At 59.9% G+C, this 24,778-nt stretch carries 23 protein-coding genes; 10 read left to right on the top strand and 13 right to left on the bottom strand.

Annotated elements, in window-relative coordinates; translation table 11 throughout:
- The first annotated feature begins 479 nt into the window (after positions 1 to 479).
- Positions 480 to 695: a ribosome modulation factor gene (rmf, locus tag TK42_RS03730; RefSeq protein WP_002553055.1), complete on the top strand. Its 216-nt coding sequence runs from the start codon at positions 480 to 482 to the stop codon at positions 693 to 695.
- A gap of 127 nt (positions 696 to 822) precedes the next feature.
- Here rmf and TK42_RS03725 read toward each other — a convergent pair whose 3' ends face one another.
- The 5 genes from TK42_RS03725 to TK42_RS03705 form a co-directional block, all read right to left on the bottom strand.
- A complete protein-coding gene (locus TK42_RS03725) occupies positions 823 to 1,842 on the bottom strand; it encodes a quinone-dependent dihydroorotate dehydrogenase (protein ID WP_005790346.1) in 1,020 nt (339 codons plus the stop codon).
- A gap of 80 nt (positions 1,843 to 1,922) precedes the next feature.
- Complete coding sequence (locus TK42_RS03720) at positions 1,923 to 2,384, bottom strand: transglycosylase SLT domain-containing protein (protein ID WP_279309750.1); 462 nt, start codon at positions 2,382 to 2,384, stop codon at positions 1,923 to 1,925.
- Positions 2,377 to 2,760: a winged helix-turn-helix domain-containing protein gene (locus tag TK42_RS03715; protein ID WP_032879928.1), complete on the bottom strand. Its 384-nt coding sequence runs from the start codon at positions 2,758 to 2,760 to the stop codon at positions 2,377 to 2,379. Before TK42_RS03715 ends, TK42_RS03720 begins: the two co-directional genes overlap by 8 nt.
- Positions 2,761 to 2,925: 165 nt before the next feature.
- Positions 2,926 to 3,141: a FliM/FliN family flagellar motor switch protein gene (locus TK42_RS03710; RefSeq protein ID WP_005790352.1), complete on the bottom strand. Its 216-nt coding sequence runs from the start codon at positions 3,139 to 3,141 to the stop codon at positions 2,926 to 2,928.
- Positions 3,142 to 3,156: 15 nt separating this feature from the next.
- Positions 3,157 to 4,068: a secretin N-terminal domain-containing protein gene (locus TK42_RS03705; RefSeq protein ID WP_103733627.1), complete on the bottom strand. Its 912-nt coding sequence runs from the start codon at positions 4,066 to 4,068 to the stop codon at positions 3,157 to 3,159.
- Between the two features lie 246 nt (positions 4,069 to 4,314).
- Between TK42_RS03705 and TK42_RS03700 the strand changes: the two genes are divergently transcribed.
- The 8 genes from TK42_RS03700 (at position 4,315) to cobA (ending at position 15,589) form a co-directional block, all read left to right on the top strand.
- A complete protein-coding gene (locus tag TK42_RS03700; RefSeq protein ID WP_103733626.1) occupies positions 4,315 to 5,514 on the top strand; it encodes a CmpA/NrtA family ABC transporter substrate-binding protein in 1,200 nt (399 codons plus the stop codon).
- Between the two features lie 13 nt (positions 5,515 to 5,527).
- On the top strand, positions 5,528 to 6,103 hold the full coding sequence (locus tag TK42_RS03695; RefSeq protein ID WP_005790358.1) for an ANTAR domain-containing response regulator: 576 nt from the start codon (positions 5,528 to 5,530) through the stop codon (positions 6,101 to 6,103).
- 145 nt (positions 6,104 to 6,248) lie between these two features.
- Positions 6,249 to 7,460 carry a NarK/NasA family nitrate transporter gene (locus TK42_RS03690; RefSeq protein ID WP_032879925.1) on the top strand — a complete coding sequence of 404 codons (1,212 nt, stop codon included), beginning with the start codon at positions 6,249 to 6,251 and terminating at the stop codon, positions 7,458 to 7,460.
- Positions 7,460 to 9,127, top strand: coding sequence for a bifunctional protein-serine/threonine kinase/phosphatase (locus TK42_RS03685; RefSeq protein WP_103733625.1), 1,668 nt, complete (start codon positions 7,460 to 7,462; stop codon positions 9,125 to 9,127). Before TK42_RS03690 ends, TK42_RS03685 begins: the two co-directional genes overlap by 1 nt.
- Before the next feature lie 232 nt (positions 9,128 to 9,359).
- Positions 9,360 to 11,813 (top strand): nitrite reductase large subunit NirB, encoded by a 2,454-nt coding sequence (gene nirB / locus TK42_RS03680; protein ID WP_103733624.1) that lies wholly within the window; start codon positions 9,360 to 9,362, stop codon positions 11,811 to 11,813.
- On the top strand, positions 11,810 to 12,127 hold the full coding sequence (gene nirD / locus TK42_RS03675) for a nitrite reductase small subunit NirD (RefSeq protein WP_005790365.1): 318 nt from the start codon (positions 11,810 to 11,812) through the stop codon (positions 12,125 to 12,127). The genes nirB and nirD overlap by 4 nt, the downstream gene beginning before the upstream one ends.
- Positions 12,127 to 14,835 carry a nitrate reductase gene (locus TK42_RS03670; RefSeq protein WP_103733623.1) on the top strand — a complete coding sequence of 903 codons (2,709 nt, stop codon included), beginning with the start codon at positions 12,127 to 12,129 and terminating at the stop codon, positions 14,833 to 14,835. Before nirD ends, TK42_RS03670 begins: the two co-directional genes overlap by 1 nt.
- A gap of 10 nt (positions 14,836 to 14,845) precedes the next feature.
- Positions 14,846 to 15,589 (top strand): uroporphyrinogen-III C-methyltransferase, encoded by a 744-nt coding sequence (gene cobA / locus TK42_RS03665; RefSeq protein WP_103733622.1) that lies wholly within the window; start codon positions 14,846 to 14,848, stop codon positions 15,587 to 15,589.
- Between the two features lie 60 nt (positions 15,590 to 15,649).
- Here cobA and TK42_RS03660 read toward each other — a convergent pair whose 3' ends face one another.
- The 8 genes from TK42_RS03660 to ppsA all read right to left on the bottom strand — a co-directional run bounded on the left by TK42_RS03660 (position 15,650) and on the right by ppsA (position 23,778).
- Complete coding sequence (locus tag TK42_RS03660; RefSeq protein WP_005790371.1) at positions 15,650 to 16,630, bottom strand: OmpA family protein; 981 nt, start codon at positions 16,628 to 16,630, stop codon at positions 15,650 to 15,652.
- Positions 16,631 to 16,737: 107 nt separating this feature from the next.
- Positions 16,738 to 17,328 carry an RNA polymerase sigma factor SigX gene (gene sigX, locus TK42_RS03655; protein ID WP_003193286.1) on the bottom strand — a complete coding sequence of 197 codons (591 nt, stop codon included), beginning with the start codon at positions 17,326 to 17,328 and terminating at the stop codon, positions 16,738 to 16,740.
- An 87-nt stretch (positions 17,329 to 17,415) separates the two neighbouring features.
- On the bottom strand, positions 17,416 to 18,240 hold the full coding sequence (locus TK42_RS03650; protein ID WP_003193288.1) for a mechanosensitive ion channel domain-containing protein: 825 nt from the start codon (positions 18,238 to 18,240) through the stop codon (positions 17,416 to 17,418).
- A 2-nt stretch (positions 18,241 to 18,242) separates the two neighbouring features.
- Positions 18,243 to 18,488: a hypothetical protein gene (locus TK42_RS03645; RefSeq protein ID WP_005790375.1), complete on the bottom strand. Its 246-nt coding sequence runs from the start codon at positions 18,486 to 18,488 to the stop codon at positions 18,243 to 18,245.
- A gap of 86 nt (positions 18,489 to 18,574) precedes the next feature.
- A complete protein-coding gene (locus TK42_RS03640; RefSeq protein WP_005790378.1) occupies positions 18,575 to 19,570 on the bottom strand; it encodes a zinc transporter ZntB in 996 nt (331 codons plus the stop codon).
- Positions 19,571 to 19,585: 15 nt separating this feature from the next.
- Positions 19,586 to 20,077, bottom strand: a complete 492-nt coding sequence (gene rraA, locus TK42_RS03635; protein ID WP_005790380.1) for a ribonuclease E activity regulator RraA — start codon at positions 20,075 to 20,077, stop codon at positions 19,586 to 19,588.
- Positions 20,078 to 20,306: 229 nt separating this feature from the next.
- Complete coding sequence (locus TK42_RS03630) at positions 20,307 to 21,296, bottom strand: alpha/beta fold hydrolase (RefSeq protein ID WP_103733621.1); 990 nt, start codon at positions 21,294 to 21,296, stop codon at positions 20,307 to 20,309.
- A 106-nt stretch (positions 21,297 to 21,402) separates the two neighbouring features.
- Positions 21,403 to 23,778: a phosphoenolpyruvate synthase gene (ppsA, locus tag TK42_RS03625; RefSeq protein ID WP_005790384.1), complete on the bottom strand. Its 2,376-nt coding sequence runs from the start codon at positions 23,776 to 23,778 to the stop codon at positions 21,403 to 21,405.
- Between the two features lie 178 nt (positions 23,779 to 23,956).
- On the opposite strand from ppsA, the gene TK42_RS03620 reads away from it, so the two are divergent.
- Entirely contained in the window at positions 23,957 to 24,775 is an 819-nt protein-coding gene (locus TK42_RS03620) for a pyruvate, water dikinase regulatory protein (RefSeq protein ID WP_003193298.1), read from the top strand.
- Positions 24,776 to 24,778 lie beyond the last annotated feature (3 nt).

The raw sequence follows: 24,778 nt of genomic DNA, 5'->3' as shown, positions 1-24,778 counted from the left end.
GGTTTTCAATCAAGCACTTTTCTTGAAGAGTGCTCGCGTGGCACGAATGTGCCGTCCCACCCCGCTTTCCGGGCCGTTGAGCCTTGTTTGACGGGGCAGAGAAACAATGTGAAGCAACAAAAGGAAATATTCAGACCCTTCGTCGAATAATAACCGACTGCAACAGGCGGGCATTCTCACTAAAGGATTAACCCGCTTCGCTGTGCAGGGCACATCATAGCTGGCTTTGCTCCATAAAAGGGGCGAAAAACCATCCCAGCTTATGGCTATAGCATCGTTATCGTTACGTGCTTATGACAAAACGATCATTGAATACATGTGACCTATTGGTTAGAACTCAACACAGGTTGGCGCCGTAACGACGCCGACACATCGGCTCGCCACGCCGGCAGCGAGCCCACCAACGGCAGAAAAACTCTGCCCGGCCTTGGACAAGGCCGAAGGATATCTAGACAGTCAACAAGTGAGGGAAACACCCTATGAGAAGACTTAAGCGTGATCCGTTGGAAAGAGCATTTTTACGCGGATATCAATATGGCGTTCATGGAAAATCCCGTGAGCTTTGCCCATTTACTCTACCGTCGGTACGCCAAGCCTGGATCAACGGCTGGCGAGAAGGACGCGGCGACAACTGGGACGGTATGACTGGCACTGCGGGCATCCACAGACTCAACGAACTTCACGCCGTCGGCTAATCAGGGGCATTTTATTCCGACACACATCTTTGAATGAGTAACGACTTAACCACGCGCGCCCCATCCGGGCGGCGGGCTTCGGCCCAGGGGCTCCTTTATGGAGCCCTTTTTATTGCCTGGCAGATTGTCAGCGCAGGGCAGCGATGGCATCCACCGACTCGCGAATCAACGCCGGCCCCTTATAGATAAAGCCGGAGTACAACTGCACCAGGCTGGCGCCAGCCGCGATCTTCTCGGCCGCGTGCTTGCCTTCGGTAATACCGCCCACCGCGATGATCGGCAAACGCCCGGCCAACTCGGCCGCCAGCACCTTGACGATATGGGTGCTCTTGTCCCGTACCGGCGCGCCGGACAGGCCGCCCGCCTCGTCGCCATGGGCCAGCCCCTCGACGCCCACGCGGCTGAGGGTGGTGTTGGTCGCAATCACGGCGTCCATGCCCGCATCCACCAGGGCCTGGGCCACCAGTACGGTTTCTTCATCGCTCATGTCCGGGGCGATCTTGATTGCCAGGGGTACGCGCTTGCCATGACGCACGGCCAAGTCTTCCTGACGCTGGCGCAAGGCTTCGAGCAGTTGTTTGAGGGAGTCACCGAATTGCAGGCTACGCAGGCCCGGGGTATTGGGCGAGCTGACGTTGACGGTGACGTAGCTGGCGTGGGCGTAAACCTTGTCCAGGCAGATCAGGTAATCGTCCACTGCACGCTCTACCGGCGTGTCAAAGTTCTTGCCGATATTGATCCCGAGGATGCCTGTGTATTTTGCCGCTTGAACCCGCGATAACAGGTGATCGACGCCGAGGTTGTTGAAACCCATGCGATTGATGATCGCCTCTGCGTCCGGCAGGCGGAAAATGCGTGGCTTGGGATTTCCCGGCTGTGGCCGTGGCGTCACGGTGCCGATTTCAACGAAGCCGAACCCCAACTGTGCAAACCCGTCGATGGCCGCGCCGTTTTTGTCCAGGCCGGCTGCCAGGCCGACCGGATTGGGAAAATCCAGGCCCATCACCGACACCGGCACTTTCGCCGCAGCCTTGCATACCAGGCCATTGAGCCCCAGGCGGCCACCGGCACCGATCAAGTCCAGGGACAGATCGTGGGAGGTTTCCGGGGAGAGTTTGAACAACAGCTGGCGGGCCAAGGTATACATGGGCGGGCTAGACTCGGATGGCGGCAAAAGGTGACGCGATTATAGCCGGGGTGGCGGGCCTCATGCGAGGCGTGCTGCGCTCATCGGCGCTGAGCAATCAACGCCTGATAACGCACCCAGATCCTTTCGGCGTAGCGCTGGCGCAACGCCTCACGCTGCGAGCCAGGGCCCGGTCCAACATTGTAGGAACCCACCGCCATCCAGTTGTAGCCGAAACGCTGAATAAACTCGGCCAGAATCGAGGCACCGACTTGCACCGACAAACAAGGTTCGCTCAACAACCGCTCCTCGGTAATGCCCTGTTTGAGCAAACGCGGCAGGTGGATGCTGTTGATCTGCATCAAGCCGATATCACGCGTGCCATTGCGGTTGGCGTAGTTGATCGCCTGCGCACGCGAACCCGATTCGACATCAGCGATAGCCTGCAACAGTTCCGGTTCGAGATCGTACCGGCTGGCCGCCTCGTCCCAGCAATAGGCCAGTACCTGGTGACTGCCCATCAGCCCACTGAGCAACAGTACCACGCTCCAAACCTTAAGCATTGCTGGCCTGGCCACACACAGAGCACACATGCACGACACCCCGTGGTGGTTCCCCCACCCGCACCGGGCACGTAAAGCGATACCCCTTGCCATAAATCGTCTTGATAAACCCTTTGTCGGCCCTCAAATGTTTGCGCAGGGAATAGATACAGCGCGTCAGTGACTCATCGGCCACCTCTCCCCGGGGCCAGGCCAGCTCCAGCAGGCGATCCTTGGTCATCAGCGTGCCACCGGAGGCCAGCAACAATCGCAGCACATGCCACTCCTTGGGCGGCAACTGAATATCCGCATCGCCGCCCGTCAACCGGCCATCGCCATGCAAGGTCCAGCGAGCGAAGACCAGGGAGGTCGTCGATTCATCAATCACGACGGCCATACGCACCTCTGCTTTTTACTACTGACATTCACATCCTTAGTTTCCGTACCGGCTCACCTGCCAATGTCACGACTATAAAAAACCGGCCTACGGCTCGCGCTAGGACAAAGCCCATTCGGGCGCCCTTTTTTGGAAACTTTCGGTCAGACAATTCTCCTGACGCACTTATTGGGGTAGCCATTCCTGATACGTCTCCTGCAACTCAACCCCCAGCCGATCCTCCAGTTGCACCAGCTCACCCAACGCCATCAGTTGCCCATTGACCCGTACCTCCACACATCGAGTCGCCCCTGGATCCAGAGGCAGCACCTTCCCCGGTGCGAACGCAGCCAAACGCTTGCGGCTGATCAATTGCTCCTGCAGCAGTATTTCCAGGTGCATGGACAAACGCCTTTTTCATGGGGAAAACTCACGATCGGTGCGCAGGAACGCACGCTGCACACGCTCATGTTGTGCTGTGCTCAATTGCGCAGGCGCGGGAGGTGGCGGTAATGGGTCAGGGCCTGACGAAACGTCATCCTGGACCGTGGCGTTATCCAGCTCCGCCACCAGCTTTTCGATAAGACTCACCTGGGCAGGCTGGCCCTTGATCAACAAACTGTTGGTATCCGAATAGGCCACCAACACCAGGCTACCGTCTGCCAATTGGCCTTTCTGCTCAGGGGATAGCCGGGCTTCGATCATGGCAGCCATACCCGGTACGCGGACCTTATTGGCACCCTCTCCTTGCTGGCGGTCCTGAACAGCTGCATTGATCACCTGGACAACGCCGAATGCCGTTGCGCCTTCGGGCTGCTTGCGGCGTGGCTGGTCCATCAGGCTGGCCAGCCGCAAGACATGATCGACATAGCTCGGTGGCCCGTAAACGTAGAACGTATGTGCCCCGCTCTCACGCAATGGGTAGCGCGGCTCATCCAGCCCCGCACGCCGCATGATGCCGCGCAGCCGATTGACTGAGATATGCCGCAGCACCACCGCAGAACTACGCACCTCATCGGCGGTGTAGAGATGCACCACTTGCCCGCTGCGGTGCCAGATCAGGTCTTGCTGCTCAGCGATGGTTTCCAGGACCCGTTGCGGCGCTGCAAAGTCGAAGGTTCCGCTGATGCGCCTGCGCGCCACCGCACGGCTGGTGACCACAGGCAGGCCCAATGGCCCCGACAGCGCGGTAAAGAAAGTATGCAAACTTTCATCCTGTGCCTGGTACGCCTGGCCCCAGGCTGCGCGGCTACCCAGCAACAGGGCGGCACACAGTAACCCGCAGTGCAGCCAGCGGCAGTTCATGGGGTTCGGGGAATCAGTGTGCACCGTGGGTATTCCTGGGCGATCTGGCCTGAAGAAGCGGCCATACTGCGAGGCGCAAGAGGTTCAATCATGATGGAAAGTTGACGGCAGACTGCACCACGCCCCCGTGGCATGTGCCTTGCTTCGCACTTTGTATCAGGCCCGCACCAAAGGCGGCGCGGGCCTACGGACAAAGGCGTCGTTACCCGGCAATGGCCTGTCACGCCAAGCCGGGAAACGACGCTTTTTTTTCAGAAAAGGCAGGTATTGATGAACGATCCGCTGGCTTGGGTAAACGGCAGCGATGCCCCGGAAAAGAGCAGCCTTGACCTGGGGTTCATGGCCCTGACCGATTGCGCTTCGCTGGTGGTCGCTGCCACCCAGGGCTTCGCCCAGCCCTACGGCCTCACACTGAACCTCAAGCGCCAATCATCCTGGGCCAACCTGCGTGACAAGCTGGTCAGTGGCGAGCTGGACGCCGCCCACGGTCTGTACGGGCTGATCTATGCCGTGCATCTGGGCATCGGCGGCGTTGCGCCTACCGACATGGCCGTACTGATGGGCCTCAACCAGAACGGCCAGAGCATCAACCTGTCCCACGGCCTGCAACACCAGGGAGTGGTCACTCCTGAAGCGCTGGAACGCCACGTGCACCAAAGCCGGACAAAACTGACCTTCGCCCAGACATTTCCCACGGGCACCCACGCCATGTGGTTGTATTACTGGCTGGCGAGCCAGGGCATTCATCCATTGCAGGATGTGAACAGCGTGGTGGTGCCGCCGCCGCAAATGGTGGCGCACCTGCAGGCCGGACGCATCGACGGTTTTTGTGTCGGCGAGCCCTGGAGTGCCAGTGCAGTGCAACATCATCAAGGCTTTACTCTGGCGACCACCCAGGCGATCTGGCCCAATCACCCGGAAAAAGTCCTGGGCTGTACCCAGGCATTCGTCGACGCGTTTCCCAATACCGCCCGCCTATTGGTCATGGCGATCCTCGAGGCCAGCCGGTTTATCGAACAGAGCACTGAAAACCGCCGTTCCACCGCGCAGTTGCTCAGCGCTCGCGACTACCTCGACGCCCCGTTGGACTGCATCGAGCCGCGTCTGCTGGGTCATTACGAGGACGGCTTGGGTAACCAGTGGCAGGATCCCCATGCTTTGCGCTTTTTCGCCGGTGGCGAGGTGAATTTGCCCTACCTCAGCGACGGCATGTGGTTCATGACCCAGTTCCGGCGTTGGGGCTTGTTGCGTGAAGACCCTGACTACCTCGGCGTCGCCTGCCAGGTCCAGCAATTGGCACTGTATCGCCAGGCCGCCGATGCGCTGGGCCTCAGCGTTGGCGACGCGCCGATGCGCAGCAGTCAATTGATCGACGGCAAAATCTGGGACGGCTCCGACCCCGCCGGTTACGCCCGCAGCTTCCGCCTCAATGCCCTGGGCGATGACAACCACCGTCAAGCGCTGCGCTGACAGGAGCTCAATGATGCTACGAATCCTGTTGATCAATGACACCCCGCGCAAGGTCGGGCGCCTCAAGGCCGCCCTGACCGAAGCCGGCTTCGAGGTGATCGATGAATCCGGCCTGACCATCGACCTGCCCGCACGCGTCGAAACAGTGCGCCCGGACGTGATCCTGATCGATACCGAGTCACCCGGCCGCGATGTGATGGAGCAAGTGGTGTTGGTCAGCCGCGACCAGCCCCGGCCTATCGTGATGTTTACCGATGAGCATGACCCGAATGTGATGCGCCAGGCAATCAAGTCCGGCGTCAGTGCCTATATCGTCGAAGGTATTCAGGCCCAACGCCTGCAACCGATCCTTGATGTGGCCATGGCCCGCTTCGAGAGTGACCAGGCCCTGCGCGCGCAGTTGCAGGCCCGCGACCTGCAATTGGCCGAACGTAAACGCATCGAGTTGGCCAAGGGCCTGCTGATGAAAATGAAGAGCTGTAATGAAGAAGAGGCGTACACCCTGATGCGCCGTCAGGCCATGAGTCGCCAGCAGAAACTGATCCAGGTGGCAGAGCAGATTATTGCCATGAGCGAGTTGCTCGGCTGATCTGGCTCAGCTCTTGCTAAAGAATCCTCACAGGTAACCAACGGCGGTTGCCCCTCCACGACAAAGACGTCGCCCACCCGGTTTGGCCTCGCGAACCCGGTGGCGGCGTTTTTTCGTTTCAGACCCCCAACCGTTGAGGTGCGTGATGAAATCAAGCTTCTGGAAATCCGGGCATACCCCGACCCTGTTTGCCGCGTTCCTGTATTTCGACCTGAGTTTCATGGTCTGGTACCTGTTGGGCCCGCTGGCGGTGCAAATTGCCGCCGACCTGCACCTGACCACCCAGCAGCGCGGCCTGGTGGTGGCCACGCCGATCCTGGCGGGCGCGGTCCTGCGTTTTCTGATGGGCATGTTGGCCGACAAGCTGTCACCCAAGACCGCTGGGCTGATAGGCCAAGTGATTGTGATCGTGGCGCTGTTCTGCGCCTGGAAGCTGGGGATCCACAGTTACGAGCAAGCCTTGCTGCTGGGCGTGTTTCTGGGCATGGCCGGTGCCTCCTTTGCCGTGGCTCTGCCCCTGGCATCGCAGTGGTATCCCGCAGAGCACCAGGGCAAGGCCATGGGCATCGCCGGTGCCGGTAATTCCGGCACCGTATTTGCCGCCTTGCTGGCACCGGTGCTGGCGGCTGCGTTCGGCTGGAGCAATGTGTTCGGCTTTGCGCTGATTCCGCTGGTCCTTACCCTGATCGTATTCGCCTGGCTCGCACGCAACGCGCCACAACGTCCGAAAGCCAAGTCCATGGCCGACTACTTCAAGGCCCTGGGCGACCGCGACAGCTGGTGGTTCATGTTCTTCTACAGCGTGACCTTTGGTGGCTTCATCGGCCTGGCCAGCGCCCTGCCCGGCTACTTCAACGACCAATACGGCCTGAGCCCGGTGACCGCCGGTTACTACACCGCGGCCTGCGTGTTCGGTGGCAGCCTGATGCGCCCGCTGGGCGGCGCCCTGGCCGACCGTTTTGGCGGGATCAAGACCCTGCTCGGCATGTACAGCGTGGCGGTGATCTGTATTGCCGCAGTGGGTTTCAACCTGCCCAGCTCCTACGCGGCGCTGGCGCTTTTCGTCTGCACCATGCTCGGCCTGGGTGCCGGAAATGGCGCGGTATTCCAATTGGTGCCGCAGCGTTTTCGCACTGAGATCGGCGTAATGACCGGCTTGATCGGCATGGCCGGTGGCATCGGCGGCTTCGCCCTCGCCGCCGGCATGGGCGCGATCAAACAGAGCACCGGCAGTTACCAGTTGGCGCTGTGGTTGTTCGCCAGCCTCGGAGTGCTGGCCTGGTTTGGCCTGCATGGCGTCAAGCGCCGCTGGAGAACCACCTGGGGCTCGGCTGCGGTCACCGCTGCCCGCGTCTGATGAGCCTTCGACTGAGCGTCGCCCAGGCCAGCGCCATTGGCCCACGCAGTGAAAACCAGGATGCGCTGCGGGTGGTCACGCCCATGGCGGAACTGGCGGCGAGCAAAGGCTACCTGTGCGCACTGGCCGATGGCGTCAGCCAATGCGCCGACGGTGGCCTGGCCGCGCGCTCGACCTTGCAGGCGCTGGCGCTGGACTACTACGCCACGCCGCAGACCTGGGGGGTGGCCCAGGCGCTCGAACGTCTGTTGGTCGCGCAAAATCGCTGGCTGCAAGCCAACGGTGGTGGGCAACCGTTGCTCACCACCCTCAGCGCCCTGGTGTTTCGCGGCCAACGCTTCACGCTGGCCCATGTCGGTGATTGCCGTGCATATCGCTGGTTCGACGGCGAGTTGCAACGCCTCAGCGAAGACCATGTGTGGGAACAGCCGGGTATGCAGCATGTACTCAAACGCGCCCTTGGCCTGGATCAGCACCTGGTGCTGGACTTCCTCGACGGCCAATTGCGCGAGGGCGAATGTTTCCTCTTGCTCAGCGACGGGGTGTGGGCGACGTTGGGCGATCACAGCATCGGCGCGATTCTGCGTGAGCAAGACGACCTCGACCTGGCCGTCAGCACCCTGGTCAGCGCCGCCCACCTGGCCGGCAGCCAAGACAACGCCAGCGCCTTGCTGGTGCGCATCGACCAACTCGGCGCCGCCACCCTCGGCGACGCCTTGGTGCAGTTGCAGCAATGGCCAACGCCGCCGCCGCTGAAGGTTGGGCAGATCTTTGAAGGCTGGGAGGTGCAAAGCGTGCTCGCGCAGAGTCGGCAATCGTTGCTGTACCGCGTGCACGATGCGCAGCGGCAACCCTGGCTGCTCAAGACCTTGCCCTTGCGCCACGATGACACCGACGCCGCCCAAGCCTTGTTATCGGAGGAATGGTTTCTGCGCCGCGTCGCTGGCCGTGCCTTTCCGCAGGTGCATACCGCCAGTGGTCGTCAGCATTTGTACTACGTGATGCGCGAATACCCCGGGCAGACCCTCGCCCAGCTGTTTCAACAACAAGGCCCGCTGCCGCTGGCGCAATGGCAGTCAATCGCCGAACGCTTGCTGCGAGCCGTGGGCCTGCTGCATCGCCGACAGATTCTGCACCGCGACATCAAGCCGGAAAACCTGCTGCTGGGCGATGACGGGGAACTGCGGGTGCTGGACTTTGGCCTGGCCTACTGCCCTGGCCTTTCTGAAGACCGTGCCCACTTACTGCCCGGCACCCCGAGTTTTATCGCGCCCGAAGCTTTCGCAGGCGAGCATCCTACTGCGCAACAGGATTTGTATAGTGTCGGTGTGACCTTGTATTACCTGCTGACTGGGCATTACCCCTACGGCGAAATCGAAGCCTTCCAACGCCCGCGTTTCAACCAGCCTGTCAGCGCCAGCCGCTATCGCCCCGACCTGCCGGATTGGTTGCCCCACAGCCTGGAGCGCGCCGTGGCCGCCCTGCCCGCACAGCGCTATGAAACTGCCGAAGAATGGCTGCTGGTACTGGAACAGGCTGACCGCCGCGAACTGAGCGTACGGCCACGGCCGCTGCTGGAGCGCGAGCCGCTGAAGGTCTGGCAAACCCTGGCAGTGGCCTCACTGTTGATCAATCTGGTGCTGCTGTACTGGCTGCTGCACCACTAACGAGCAAAATCCACCTCTCTCCTGTTTAAACGCCCAATAAAACTGGGGGTATGCAACTTGGCACAGCTGCTGCATTAGGTCTTCCAACAACCCACATATAGCCGCCCCTTCAACGTCGAAGGGTCGAGCTTCCCGAGAGAACGGGACCAGGACAAAGGCGTCCTCGCTAGCTGACTAGCGGGGACGCCTTTTTTGTTTGCGCATGATTTGTCGAGCCATTGCGGAGAACGACATGAAAAAACTCAAACTGGTGATGATCGGCAACGGCATGGCCGGGGTTCGCACCCTTGAAGAATTGCTCAAGCTGAGCAACGAACTGTACGACATCACCGTGTTCGGCGCCGAGCCCCACACCAACTACAACCGCATCCTGCTGTCGCCGGTGCTGGCCGGTGAGCAAACCTTCGAAGAGATCGTGCTCAACGACCTCGACTGGTACCTGGATAACAACGTCAAGCTACTGCTCAACCGCAAGGTGGTGCAGATCGACCGGGTCAAGCGCAAAGTCATCGCCGAAGACGGCACCGAGGCCGAGTACGATCGCCTGCTGATCGCCACCGGTTCTACGCCGTTTATCCTGCCGATTCCCGGCAACACCTTGCAGGGCGTGATTGGCTACCGCGACATTGCCGATACCCAGGCGATGATCGACACCGCCAAGACCCACAAGCACGCGGTGGTGATCGGTGGTGGCCTGCTCGGCCTGGAAGCGGCCAACGGCCTGATGCTGCGCGGTATGCACGTGACGGTGGTGCATCTCGGTGAATGGCTGCTGGAACGCCAACTGGACAAGACCAGCGGCCAGTTGCTGCAAACCGAACTGGAAAGCCGTGGCCTGGTGTTTCGCCTGTGCGAGCAAACCCAGGCCTTGCATGATGCCGGTAATGGTCGCGTCGGCTCGGTGCAATTCAAAAATGGCGACATCATCCCCGCCGACCTGGTGGTGATGGCCGCCGGTATCCGCCCCAACACCGAACTGGCGGAGAAGTCCGGCATCCCCTGCAACCGTGGGATCCTGGTCAACGACACGATGCAAACCTACGACCCGCGCATCTACGCGATCGGCGAATGCGCCAGCCATCGCGGGATCGCCTATGGCCTGGTGGCGCCGCTGTTCGAACAAGCCAAGGTCTGCGCCAACCACTTGGCCCAACTGGGCTTTGCCACTTACAAAGGCTCGGTGACCTCGACCAAGCTGAAGGTGACCGGCATCGACCTCTTTTCTGCCGGCGACTTCATGGGCGGTGAAGGCACCGAGACCATCACCCTCTCCGACCCGATCGGCGGCGTATACAAGAAGCTGGTAATCAAGGACGACATCCTGGTCGGTGCGTGCCTGTACGGCGATACCGCGGATGGTGGTTGGTACTTCCGCCAGATCCGTGAGAACCATGCAATTGGCGAGATCCGCGATCACCTGATGTTCGGTGAGAACGCCTTGGGCGATGTGGGCCATCAAGGCCAGGACAAAGCCATGAGCATGGCCGACGGCGCCGAAGTCTGCGGCTGCAACGGCGTGTGCAAAGGCACCATCGTCAAGGCAATCCAGGAACAAGGGCTGTTCAGCGTCGATGAGGTGAAAAAACACACCAAGGCCGCCAGCTCCTGCGGTTCCTGTGCCGGGCTGGTTGAGCAGATCCTGATCAACACCGTGGGCGGCGCGGCTGACGTCAAACCCAAAAGCGAAAAGGCCATCTGTGGGTGCAGCGACCTTAATCACGGGCAGATCCGTCAGGCTATCCGCGAGCAGCACTTGCTGACTATCGACAGCACCATGCGCTACCTGAACTGGCGTACCCCCAATGGCTGCGCCACCTGCCGCCCCGCGCTCAACTATTACCTGATTTCGACTTGGCCGGGCGAGGCCAAGGACGACCCGCAATCACGACTGATCAACGAACGGGCCCACGCCAATATTCAGAAAGACGGCACCTACTCTGTAGTCCCACGGATGTGGGGCGGCGTGACCAATCCTTCGGAGCTGCGCCGCATCGCCGATGTGGCCGACAAGTACAACGTGCCGATGGTGAAAGTCACCGGCGGCCAGCGCATCGACTTGCTCGGCATCAAGAAGCAGGACTTGCCAGGGGTGTGGAAGGACCTGGATATGCCGTCCGGCCATGCCTACGGCAAATCCATCCGCACCGTGAAAACCTGCGTGGGCAGCGAGTTCTGCCGTTTCGGCACGCAGAATTCCACCCAATTGGGCATTGAGCTTGAGCACGACCTGTTCAATATGTGGTCACCGCACAAGGTCAAGCTGGCGGTGTCCGGTTGCCCACGCAACTGTTCGGAAGCGGGCATCAAGGACGTGGGAATTATCGGTGTCGACTCCGGTTGGGAGATGTATATCGGTGGCAACGGCGGCATCAAGACCGAAGTCGCGGAGTTTTTCGTCAAGCTCAAGACCGCCGATGAAGTGCGCGAATACAACGGCGCATTTCTGCAGCTGTACCGCGAAGAAGCGTTCTACCTGGAACGCACGGTGCACTACCTGCAACGGGTGGGCATGGAGCACATCAAGAAGGCCGTTCTGGAAGACCCGGCCCGCCGCCAGGCGCTCAATGAGCGTTTGCAGTTCTCGCTGTCATTCGAACAGGACCCGTGGAAGGAACGCCTGGAACAGCCGCTGCTGAAAAAGGAGTTCGACGTTATCCCGGTCAAACAACTGGAGGTGTCGCTATGAACTGGCTGGATATCTGCGCCCTTGATGAAATCAATACCCTGGGCTCGCGCATCATCAGCGGGCCCAAAGGCGACATCGCGATTTTTCGTACCAGTGACGACGAAGTCTTCGCCCTTGACGACCGTTGCCCGCACAAGGGCGGCCCGCTCTCCCAAGGTTTGATCTACGGTAAGCGCGTCGCCTGCCCGCTGCACAACTGGCAGATTGACCTGGCGTCCGGCGAAGCCCAGGCGCCGGATATCGGCTGCGCCCACCATCATCAGGCCCGGGTAGAAAACGGCCGGGTGATGCTGGCCCTGCGGGACGCGGGTTGATGAACCGCCAGACCACTGCGTCCACCTGCTGTTATTGCGGCGTGGGCTGCGGCGTGCTGATCGAGCATGACGGCGAGCAGATCCTGGGGGTACAAGGCGATCCGAGCCATCCGGCCAACTTCGGCAAATTGTGCAGCAAAGGCGCCAGCCTGCACCTGACCGGCGACGTGAGCGCACGCGCCCTGTATCCGGAGTTGCGCCTGGGCAAAGGTTTGGCCCGTACCCGTACCGACTGGGACACCGCCCTGGATCACGCCGCCAACGTGTTCGCCGAGACCATCGCCGAGCACGGCCCGGACAGCGTGGCGTTCTATATCTCGGGGCAACTATTGACCGAGGATTACTACAGCTTCAACAAGCTGGCCCGGGCGTTGGTAGGCACCAACAATATCGACAGCAATTCTCGGCTGTGCATGTCATCGGCGGTGGTCGGCTACAAACGCAGCCTGGGCGCCGATGCGCCGCCATGCAGTTATGAAGACCTGGAAAACAGCGACTGCGTGATGATCGTCGGCAGCAATATGGCCTACGCCCACCCGGTATTGTTCCGACGCCTGGAGCAGGCCAAGGCGCAGCGCCCGCAGATGAAAGTGCTGGTGATTGATCCTCGGCGTACAGACACCTGCGATTTGGCTGACCTGCACCTGGCAATCTTGCCGGGGACGGACGTGGCGTTGTTTCACGGGATTTTGCATTTGCTGCTGTGGGAAGACTGGATTGATCGTGCGTTCATCCAGGCCCACACCGATGGCCTGGCCGAGCTCAAACGCCTGGTGCATGACTACACGCCGCAGATGGTCACGCAGTTGTGCGGGATCAGCGTCGAACAACTGCGCCTATGTGCGCAGTGGGTCGGCACATCCAGCAGCTTTTTGTCGCTATGGTGCATGGGCCTCAACCAATCCACTGCCGGCAGCGCAAAAAACAGCGCGTTGATCAACCTGCACTTGGCCACGGGCACCATTGGCAGGCCGGGGTGCGGGCCGTTTTCCCTGACCGGTCAACCGAATGCCATGGGCGGTCGCGAAACCGGAAGCCTGTCCAACCTGCTGCCGGGCCACCGCGAGACGTCCAACCCGGCACATCGCGCTGAAGTGGCCGCCTATTGGGGTGTGGAGCAACTGCCTGCACCCGCTGGCCTTACCGCGATCGAACTGTTTGAACAGATGCAGGCAGGCAAGATCAAGGCCCTGTGGATCGCCTGCACCAACCCTGCACAATCCTTGCCCGACCAGAACGTCGTGCGTGCGGCCTTGGCGGCGTGCCCGTTCGTGGTGTTGCAGGAGGCTTTTCGCACCACCGAAACCGCCACTTATGCCGACCTGCTGTTGCCTGCCGCCAGTTGGGGCGAAAAAGACGGCACGGTCACCAACTCCGAGCGGCGTATTTCCCACGTACGCCGCGCCATCAGCCCACCGGGAGAGGCGCGGGCGGACTGGGCAATTACCGTAGATTTCGCACAGCGCCTGGAGCGTCGCCTACGGCCAGGGTTGCCCAGCCTGTTCGCCTTTGCACAGCCGGCGCAGCTGTTTGACGAGTTCAAGGGGCTCACTCAAGGGCGTGACCTCGACTTGTCCGGTATCAGCCATGGCCTGCTCGACCAACTCGGCCCGCAGCAATGGCCGTTTCCTACAGGCGCACAGGCAGGCACAGCGCGCTTGTACACCGACGGCATCTTCCCCACCGACAATGGCCGGGCGCGGTTTGTGGCCGACCCCTATCGCGCGGCCAAGGAACAACGGGACGCGCGCTTCCCCCTGACCTTGATCACCGGCCGTCTGCGTGACCAGTGGCACGGTATGAGCCGCACCGGCACGGCCGCACAGTTGTTCGGGCATGTCAGTGAAGCGCTGTTGAGCCTGCACCCGGACGAGCTTCGCCGCCACCGCTTCCAGGAAGGTGACCTGGTCAGCCTGAAAAGCCGTCGCGGCAGCGTGATCGTCGCCGTCAGCAGCGATGACAGCGTACGGCCCGGCCAGGCATTTCTGCCGATGCATTGGGGCGACCGCTTTCTCAAGGGCGGCGTCAATGTGATCACCCAACCGGCGTTTGACCCACTGTCCAAACAGCCTGAACTCAAGCACAGCGGGGTGCGCCTGGAAGCCGTGCAACTGCCGTGGCAGCTGTTCGCGTTGATCGAGGGCAATGTGCAGCAGCATTTCGAAGCGCTGCGCCCGCTGTGTGAGGAATTTGCCTACGTCAGCCTGAGCCTGGCCGGCCGTGAACGCCCTGCGTTGCTGGTACGGGCAGCCCATACCGAGGCGCCGGACCTGCATTTGTTGACTCGGATTGACCACTTGCTGGGCCTGAACGACGGTCCGGTCATGGCCTACGACGACCCGCGCCGCTCGATCGGCAAGCGCGTGAAAATCGAAAAAGGCCGTATCACCGCCCTGCGCCTGGCCGGCGAAACCCTGGCCCGCCACTGGTTGCAAAGCCTGTGGCTGGAAGGCCGCGCCGACGAGCAACTGCGACGCTGGCTGTTGGCACCTTTAAGCGCGCCACCCGGTGCCGCAACGGCCAGCAACAAGATTGTGTGCAACTGCAAGAACGTCAGCGAAAACGCCGTGTGTGCGGGCGTTGGACGTGGCCTGGACCTGGATGGACTTAAACGGGAACTGGGTTGCGGCACCCAATGCGGCTCCTGCGTGCCGGAAATCAAACGTCTTTTGGTCAGCAAACCGCAGCCAATCGCCATCAGTGTGTAAGGGGAACAACATGAGCGCAAAAGTGTGGCTGGTAGGCGCTGGGCCCGGTGATCCGGAGTTGCTGACCCTCAAGGCAGTCAGAGCCCTGCATGAAGCGGACGTGGTGCTGATTGATGACCTGGTCAACCCGGCCGTGCTCGAACACTGCGGCGATGCACGCGTGATTACCGTCGGTAAACGCGGTGGCTGCCGCTCCACGCCCCAGGATTTTATCCATCGCCTGATGCTGCGTTATGCCCGCCAGGGCAAATGCGTGGTGCGGCTCAAGGGCGGCGACCCGTGCATTTTTGGTCGCGGTGGCGAAGAGGCGCTGTGGCTGCGCGAACGTGGCATTGAGGTGGAGTTGGTCAACGGCCTCACGTCGGGGTTAGCCGGGGCGACGAGCTGCGATATTCCCCTGACGTTACGCGGTGTGAGCCGTGGGGTGACGCTGGTCACTGCTCATACTCAGGACGACAGCGCGTTGAACTGGCGCGCACTGGCGGAAAGTGGAACCACACTGGTGGTGTACATGGGCGTGGCGAAGCTGGAGGAGATTCGTCAGCAGTTGCTCGAAGGCGGCATGGCCCCGGACATGCCCGTGGCGATGATCGAAAATGCTTCGCTGCCCCAGCAGCGCGAATGCCGCAGTGATCTGGCGCGGATGCATGAGGATGCGCAAGCGTTCGCCCTGAAAAGCCCGGCTATCCTGGTGATTGGTAGCGTTGCTGGTGCTGCGCAGGCGGCTTGCCTGGCGACGGCGGCCAGTGCCTGAGGCAAATTCCAGGCGAAAAAAACCCGGCCTAAGCCGGGTTTTTTTGTAAAGCCAGGCTAATTACTTAGCGGTGGCTTCAACAGCTGCTTCTACGCGACGGTTAACAGCGCGGCCAGCTTCAGTTGCGTTGTCAGCAACTGGGCGGGACTCACCGTAACCAACGGAAGTGATGCGGCTAGGAGCTACGCCATCTTTAACCAGGACTTGCTTAACAGCGTCAGCACGACGCTGGGACAGCTTCTGGTTGTAAGCGTCTGGACCGACGGAGTCAGTGTGACCAGCAACTTCTACGTTGGTGTCTGGGTACTGAGCCATGAAGTCGGCCAGGTTTTTCACGTCGCCGTAGCTGTTAGGCTTAACAACCGACTTGTCGAAGTCGAACTTAACGTCCAGCTCAACACGAACAACCTGAGCAACCGGAGCTTCTGGCTCTGGAACTGGCTCTGGAGCTGGTGCTGGGGTAGGAGCTGGAGCAGCTGCGCCAGCGTTACCGCCGAAGTTCACGCCCAGGCCAACCAGTGCGGAGTAGTCCCACTTGCCGTTGTCCAGACCGTAGTCAGCTTCAACACCAGCACGAGCGTACAGGTTGTTGGTGAAGTAGTACTTCACGCCAGTACCGATGGTGGCGAAAGTGGTCTGGTCGCGACCGCTGTGGCCGTCAGCCTTGACGTTGGTACGGCTCTGGTGGCCGAAACCGCCTTCAACGTATGGACGCAGGCTATCAACGCCAGCCTGACCGAAGTGGTACTGAGCAACGAGGCTGCCAGTGTCACCTTTGATCTTCTGGTTGCCAGTGCCGTCGTTCGAACGGGTGTGGTTGGTCTTGTCGTACGACAGATTCAACGACAGATCGTCGGTCAGGAAGTAACCAATGCGAGCGCCTGGGTTGAAGCCGTCTTCGATGTGCTTAACGCTATCGTTGTACTGCTTCTTGTAGAACAGCTCGCCTTCAACTGCGCCTTGGCCTTGTGCCAGAACGCCGAAAGAAGTAGCGGCAATAAGAGAACCAATGGCCAAGCCCAAGGTGTTTTTCAGTTTCATCCGTTAAATCCCCATCTGGTGATTGTAAAGCAGTCCCACAAACCGGGGGACAACTCGGCGACAAGTCTAACAGAACTTGCCTACACGTAAGAGATATTTGCTACGCACTAAGTTTCAGTCTCGCCCGCAAATTTCTCACGTAATTTATCAAGAGCACGTTTGTACCGCATTTTTGTAGCACTCAAGCCCATATGCATGATGTCAGCGATTTCCTGGAATTCCAGCTCTGCGACAAAGCGAAGCACCAGAATTTCCCGGTCAATCGGGTTCACATGCACCAACCAGCGATCAAGTCCGCCCTTCTCCTCGGGTGCCGGCGCCTTTTCTTCAGACGCCTCCTCAAGGGGGTCCAGACTCAAAGCGTCCATCAAGCGACGCTTTCGCCGTTCCTTCCGATACTGCGTGATGCACTCGTTGTACGTGATGCTGTACAGCCAGGTCTTGAACTTCGATTTGCCCTCGAAGTTCTTCAGGCCATATAGCACCTTGAGCATCACTTCCTGACAGACATCGTCCGCGTCTCTATCGTTCCCCAAATACCTTGAACAAACGTTGAACAGAGTGCGTTGATACCTGCGCATCAATTCTTCGTACGCGCGTGTTACGTGAAACAGCTCCGTGTGCGAGCGCGCGACCAACTCCTCATCAGAGAGCTCACGGGGGTCATAGCGCGTGGACAGCGTTTGGGCTTTATTCAAAACAAGTCGTGCCGGCAGTCAGGTCAATGTCCGTTGCAACCCGGTCACCCGGGTTTGCGGCGGCGTACATTAGCAGGGTTTGCCGGATTAGCGGCTACTGACCTGCTGCTCCAGGAGAATCCGGTTGGACAGCGAAACCAGTTCTCCGTCATCGGTCAGCACTGTCGTCTTGACCGTGCCGATCTCCTCGATCTGCCCTTCAACCTCGCCCACACGCACTTGTTGCCCAACCTGATATAGCTCACGCACATAGATTCCCGCAAGAATCTGACCGGCAATTTCCCGGCTTCCCAAACCCATGGCCAGTGCAACGGCCAGACCAACGGTAATCAAAACAATCACAATAACGTGGTTCAGCAGGTCAGTCTTGACTTCCAACTGGCTGATCGCGACGGAAATACTGATGATGATCACCAGCCCCTGTGCGATTCGCCCCAAGCCTGCCGCGTAGTCCAACCCCACGCCTTCAGCGGCCCCGCGCACCAGCCCATTGGCCAATTGCGCGAGTAAAACACCTACCAGCAACACCAGCGCGCCGCCGAAAACTTTCGGCAAATACAGTGCCAGCATGTCGAGCGTAGCTGAAACTCGCTCAAGTCCAAGGGATTGCGCTGCAGAAACCAGAAAAATAAGTAGAACAAACCAGTAGACGATCTTGCCGATCAAGGTAGAAATCGGCACCTGCAGCCCGGCGCGACCCAGCAATTTGGTCAAACCGGTGCCGGCCATCAGGCGATCCAGCCCGAGTTTGGCGAGCAGCTTGGACAACAGGGTGTCGAGCAACTTGGCCACGACAAAGCCCAGCAACACCAGGACCAGGGCACCAAACAGGTTGGGAATGAAATTCGCAACCTTGGTCCACAATGCGGTCATCGCGGTGACCAGGCTCTGGGTCCAGAGATCAAGTTCCATATTCAATCAGCCTTATCAGCAGTGCGAGCAAGAGGTTTACGGCGGGAAACCGGTGACACATGGGCCGAACCGTTGTTCAGGGCCATCATCAATGCCGGCAACCAACGCCCGAGCAGCCCGAACAGATCACCCGCACCGACCTGACGGTTGGCGGTTTTCAATACGCGACCCAGGCAAGCATCGTCATCACGGTTGGATGGCGAAGCATTGAGCATGTCACGCAAAGACTGTTCGAACGGATCGTGCATAGAGACCTCTCGCAAGTGAATTAAAAGACGAGGGTAAAATTCATCGGGTCACATCGACCCTTTCCTACGTTCAGGTCATATTCAGCTCAAACCCATCGTAATCGTCGAAATAGCCACCATTGTCCCAGGGCCACCGAGACCATCAACAGGCACGCAATCATGAATCCGTAGGGGCTCTCGGAGAACGGAATGCCACCCACATTTATACCGAGCAAACCGGTGAGAAAACTCATCGGCAAGAAGATCCCGGTGATGATCCCGAAGCGATACATGGTGCGGTTCATGCGCAGGCTCAAGCGCCGGTCTTCGGCCTCAAGTACAAGCCCCACGCGCTCTCTGGCCAGTTCCAGCTCTTCCAGGTAACGGGTCAGACTGTTGTGCAACTCGTTCCAATAGTCAGCATCGTCATCGCAGAACCATGCCAATTTTATTCGCGTCAGCTGGGCAAAAATATCCCGCTGTGGTGCCAAAAACCGCTTGAGCCCGGCCGCGCGCCGACGGATCTGCAAAACGCTGCCGTGCTCTGGGGTATACCGTTCGTCGGCATCGAGTTTTTCTTCCTCGGAATCGACGATTTCAGACAACCCTGTAACCAGATCCTGCACTTTGTTGGTCAGGTACTGAGCCATATAAAGGATGAGTTCAGACGCCGTTTTAGGGCCTTTGCCGTCCGCCAGTTGCACCAATAGCTCATCGGTGGCGCGCAACGGGCGCAAACGCAGGGAGATCACACGATTGGCGGCGGCGAAGATACGCACCGAAACCATGTCCTCCGGCTCTGCCCCGGGGTTGAGATTGATCCCGCGCAGAAACAACAGCAATTCGGCGTCGGGCAACGGCAACAACCGTGGGCGGGTGTTCTCCTCCAGCAGCAGGTCGCAGGCAAATTCGCTCAGGCCGCTGGATTTGCGCAGCCAGGTCTGGGTCTGGGGATGGCTGCGATCCCAATGCAGCCACAGGCTTTCCTGGGGTTGCAACTGCAGATCGTCGAGCTCAGTCCGGGCAATCGAACGCGCACCGCCTTTACCATCCAGCACCAGGGCATGTACCAGCCCCCATTGCGCGTTCTCTTCCTCGAACATCCAGACTCCTTGGGTTTATTCAGGCATTTTCAGCGGGCTGGGCGACACGATCACGCCGTTATTGTCGGCGTAGATGTACTCACCCGGACGGAACGTCACACCCGCGAACGTCACAACGACGTTCAGGTCACCGAGGCCACGCTTGTCGGTTTTCATCGGGTGGGAGGCCAGTGCCTGCACACCCAAGTCGGTCTGGGCGAGAACATCCACATCCCGGACGCAACCATAGATCACCAGCCCTTCCCAGCCATTTTTCGCAGCTTTATCGGCAATCAGATCGCCCAGCAACGCGCGGCGCAGTGAGCCTCCGCCGTCAACGACCATCACTTTGCCAGCGCCCGGCTGGTCAGCCTGTTCCTTTACCAGGGAATTATCTTCGAAGCATTTGATGGTGACGATCTCACCCCCAAAAGAATCTCGGCCACCGAAGTTGCTGAACATCGGCTCCACTACCTGCACCAGTTCCGGGTAGGCGTCACACAGGTCGGGGGTCACGTAATGGTTCATCGAGAAGCTCCTGTCGTCAAAGAAGAGATCGAACATCCACGGTGTACATCAGAAAAACGCGCCGCGACAGGCATTCTTTAAGTGCCTGCCAGTGGTGAGCCGCCATGATCGGACCCGCATCAGCGCAACGCAATACACGTTGCGCGACTGAATATGACCAGAAGCGCCCAGCGCGTCATATCTTAGCCGCAACCACTCAAGAGTGAAACGCCCTTGGTAGAGCGTTTGCTCAAACTACTGCGGCCACTTGGGGTCGAGTCCCGAATAATGGTGTCAGGGGGTCGTTCAACCACCGTTCCGCCAATGGCCATACTTCGGCCTGCGCGGCTTTGCTGACCAGCATCTGCACATGCCCGAAGTCCTCGCTGAAACCCTGCTCGCGCCCCAGGCACAGATACTGGCGATGCTCGCTGCCGACCTGCTCGAAGAGCTTGCGACACGCCCAGTCCGGGTCTTGCCGATCGCCCGCCGCGCTGACCGCGAGCAACGGCACATCGATCTGCGCCAAGCCCTTCCACCAGTCACATTCGGCATCGCCGAAGCGGCCGAACAGGCCATTCCAGCGCATCGCTTCGATCATCACTCCCGCCGGCTCATCCTCGGGGCCGCGCTTGAAGCGTGGGCCAGACACATGGGCAAGGCGCTTGAGGATCAACCGAGTACCCCACTCCACGGGTGGAATTTTCAACGGCCAATGGGTGCGGCTGACCTGGCAGCCGAACAATGCCACCGAAGCCACCTCAGGCGCCCCCAAATGTTGCCCGCCCAGGGCCGCAGCCAAGGTCGTGGCACCGAGGGAATGCCCGATCCAGTGCGGGACCTGCCCGCTTTGCTCACGCACAAAGGCCCCCATGGCCGGCAAATCGTAGCGGGCGTAATCGGCGACGCGGTTTCTGGCGTACTCATGGTTGCGCTTGGACAGCCCATGGCCGCGCATTTCCGGGATCCACACATCAAAACCCCGGCGCGCCAGGTAAGCGCCCAGGCCGATCCCCTTGGGCGAGTACCAGAAGCGCCGATTGGAAAAGCTGCCATGCAATAAAATAATCGGCGTGCCCCGGTTTTCCGGGACATCGGCCAGGCCCAAACGGGTAACCGCCAGCTCGACGGTGCCATCAGGGCTATTGCCGGGCTTGAGCCGGTAGACGTCTTCACTCAGGTCGCCACGACGTTCAGCGCTGATCAAGGCGACGGGAAACAGGTTGCTGCTGCTTTGCATAATGCTCTTGCACAAAAAAGGGCGGCGTCCGCAAGGAGTTCCCGCCCAGTACAGATAAGAATGCCGGTCACCCTCACGAGTGACCGGCACTTTTGACGTTGCGACTTTAAGCGGACGCTTGGCCTTCCGCCAGGAAGAACCAGGTTTCCAGCACAGAGTCCGGGTTCAGCGAGACGCTTTCAATGCCCTGCTCCATCAGCCATTTAGCCAGGTCAGGGTGGTCGGAAGGGCCTTGGCCACAGATACCAATGTACTTGCCGGCCTTGTTACACGCCTGGATGGCATTGGCCAGCAGCTTTTTGACCGCAGGGTTACGCTCGTCAAACAGGTGAGCAATGATCCCGGAGTCGCGGTCCAGGCCCAGGGTCAACTGGGTCAGGTCGTTGGAGCCGATGGAGAAACCGTCGAAGAACTCCAGGAATTCCTCGGCCAGGATGGCGTTGGACGGCAACTCGCACATCATGATCACGCGCAGGCCGTTCTCGCCACGGGTCAAGCCGTTTTCGGCCAGCAGGTCGACCACTTGGCTCGCTTCGCCCAGGGTGCGCACGAACGGCACCATGATCTCGACGTTGGTCAGGCCCATCTCGTTGCGCACGCGCTTGAGGGCACGGCACTCAAGCTCGAAGCAGTCACGGAACGCTTCGCTGATGTAACGCGAGGCGCCACGGAAGCCCAGCATCGGGTTTTCTTCTTCCGGCTCGTAGAGCTTGCCGCCGATCAGGTTGGCGTACTCGTTGGACTTGAAGTCCGACAGGCGCACGATGACCTTTTTCGGGTAGAACGCCGCGGCCAGGGTACTGATGCCTTCCACCAGCTTCTCGACATAGAAGCCTACCGGGTCGTTGTAGCCGGCGATGCGCTTGTCGACGCTTTCCTTGATATCCAGCGGCAGGCCGTCATAGTTCAACAAGGCCTTTGGGTGCACGCCGATCATGCGATTGATGATGAACTCCAGGCGGGCCAGGCCCACACCGGCGTTCGGCAACTGCGCGAAATCGAAGGCGCGGTCCGGGTTGCCGACGTTCATCATGATCTTGAACGGCAGGTCGGGCATGGCGTCGATGGAATTTTGCTTGATATCGAAGCCCAGCTCACCTTCGAAGATGAAACCGGTATCGCCTTCGGCGCAAGACACGGTGACACCCTGGCCCTCCTTGAGCAGTTGGGTGGCGTTGCCGCAACCGACTACCGCCGGGATCCCCAGTTCACGGGCGATGATCGCCGCGTGGCAAGTACGCCCGCCTCGGTTGGTGACGATGGCGCTGGCGCGCTTCATCACCGGCTCCCAGTCCGGGTCGGTCATGTCGGAAACCAGCACGTCGCCGGGCTGGACCTTGTCCATTTCCGACACGTCCTTGATGATCCGCACCTTGCCAGCACCGATGCGCTGGCCAATGGCACGGCCTTCCACCAGTACGGTGCCGGTTTCCTTGAGCAGGTAACGCTCCATGACATTGGCCGAAGTGCGGCTCTTCACGGTTTCCGGACGCGCTTGCACGATATATAGCTTGCCGTCGTCACCGTCCTTGGCCCACTCGATGTCCATCGGGCACTTGTAGTGCTTCTCGATGATCATCGCCTGTTTGGCCAGTTCGCTGACTTCAGCATCGGTCAGGCAGAAACGCGCGCGCTCGGCCTTGTCGACGTCAACGGTTTTCACCGAGCGACCGGCCTTGGCTTCGTCGCCGTAGATCATCTTGATCGCCTTGCTGCCCAGGTTGCGGCGCAGGATGGCCGGGCGTCCGGCCTCAAGGGTGTGCTTGTGCACGTAGAATTCGTCAGGGTTGACCGCGCCTTGTACGACGGTTTCGCCCAGGCCGTAGGCACCGGTAATGAATACCACATCACGGAAGCCCGACTCAGTGTCCAGGGTGAACATCACGCCAGCAGTGCCGGTTTCCGAACGCACCATGCGCTGCACACCAGCAGACAAGGCCACCAGCTTGTGGTCGAAACCCTGGTGTACACGGTAGGAAATAGCGCGGTCGTTGAACAGCGAGGCGAATACTTCCTTGGCCGCGCGAATGACGTTTTCCACGCCACGGATATTCAGGAAGGTTTCCTGCTGGCCGGCAAAGGAAGCGTCCGGCAAGTCTTCGGCGGTGGCCGAGGAGCGTACGGCGACAGCCATGTCCGGGTTGCCGGCGGACAGGGTGGCGAAGGCGGTGCGAATTTCTTCGTTGAGCTTCTCGGGGAACTCGGCTTCCATGATCCACTGACGGATCTGGGCGCCGGTCTTGGCCAGGGCGTTGACGTCGTCGACGTCCAAGGCATCCAGCGCGGCGTGGATCTGGGCGTTGAGGCCGCTCAGCTCGAGGAAGTCGCGGTAAGCCTGGGCCGTGGTGGCGAAACCACCGGGCACCGAGACACCAGCGCCTGCAAGATTACTGATCATCTCGCCGAGGGATGCGTTCTTGCCCCCCACATGCTCTACATCATGGACGCCGAGCTTATCGAGGGAAACTACGTACTCTACCAAGGTGATCTCTCCACTTTCTGTGTTGGAAAAGCTCAGGACGCGGGTTGCTCAGTAGGAGCTAACGCCAGCGCTTGTGGCCTGGACCTGGAAAATAAGTGAGAATGCGGCCCACTGCGGGACGGCAAAATCGCGCCTATCATATCCAAGATTCGCCATCAGCTTAAGGCCCAGGGCTCAAATGAAACGATCTGCTTTCTTTATTTCCGACGGCACCGGCATCACAGCCGAAACACTGGGCCAGAGCCTGCTTGCGCAGTTCGAAAACATTACCTTCGCCAAATTCACCCGGCCTTATATAGACAGCGTGGATAAAGCGCGGGCCATGGTACAACAAATCAATCTGGCGGCTGAAAAAGACGGTTTTCGCCCGATCATTTTCGACACCATCGTCAATCAAGACATTCGTGAGATTCTCGCAACGTCGAATGGTTTCATGATCGACATTTTCTCGACCTTCCTGGCGCCATTGGAACAGGAGTTGAGTGAGCATTCTTCATACTCTGTCGGAAAGTCCCATTCCATCGGGCATAACTCCAACTATATGGAGCGCATCGAGGCGGTGAACTTTGCCCTCGACAACGATGATGGCGCCCGCACCCACTACTACGACAAGGCCGACCTGATCCTGGTGGGCGTGTCGCGTTGCGGCAAGACCCCGACCTGTCTGTACATGGCCATGCAATTCGGTATCCGTGCGGCCAACTACCCGCTGACCGAAGACGATATGGAGCACCTGACGCTGCCCGCCGCCCTGCGCGCCCACTCGCACAAACTGTTCGGCCTGACCATCGACCCGGACCGCCTGACCGCCATCCGTAACGAACGCAAGCCCAACAGCCGCTACTCCAGCTATGCGCAGTGCGAGTTCGAAGTGCGTGAAGTGGAAAATCTGTTCCGTCGCGAGAATATTGCACACATCAATTCCACGCATTTTTCGGTGGAAGAGATTTCGGCGAAGATTCTGGTGGAGAAGGGTGTGGAGCGGCGCTTCAAGTGATCT

The sequence above is a fragment of the Pseudomonas sp. GZJR-8 genome (assembly GCF_002916705.1).
GTDB lineage: Bacteria > Pseudomonadota > Gammaproteobacteria > Pseudomonadales > Pseudomonadaceae > Aquipseudomonas > Aquipseudomonas synxantha_A.
Note: the sequence above shows the minus strand (reverse complement) of the source record. Positions and strands in the feature narration are given on the sequence as shown.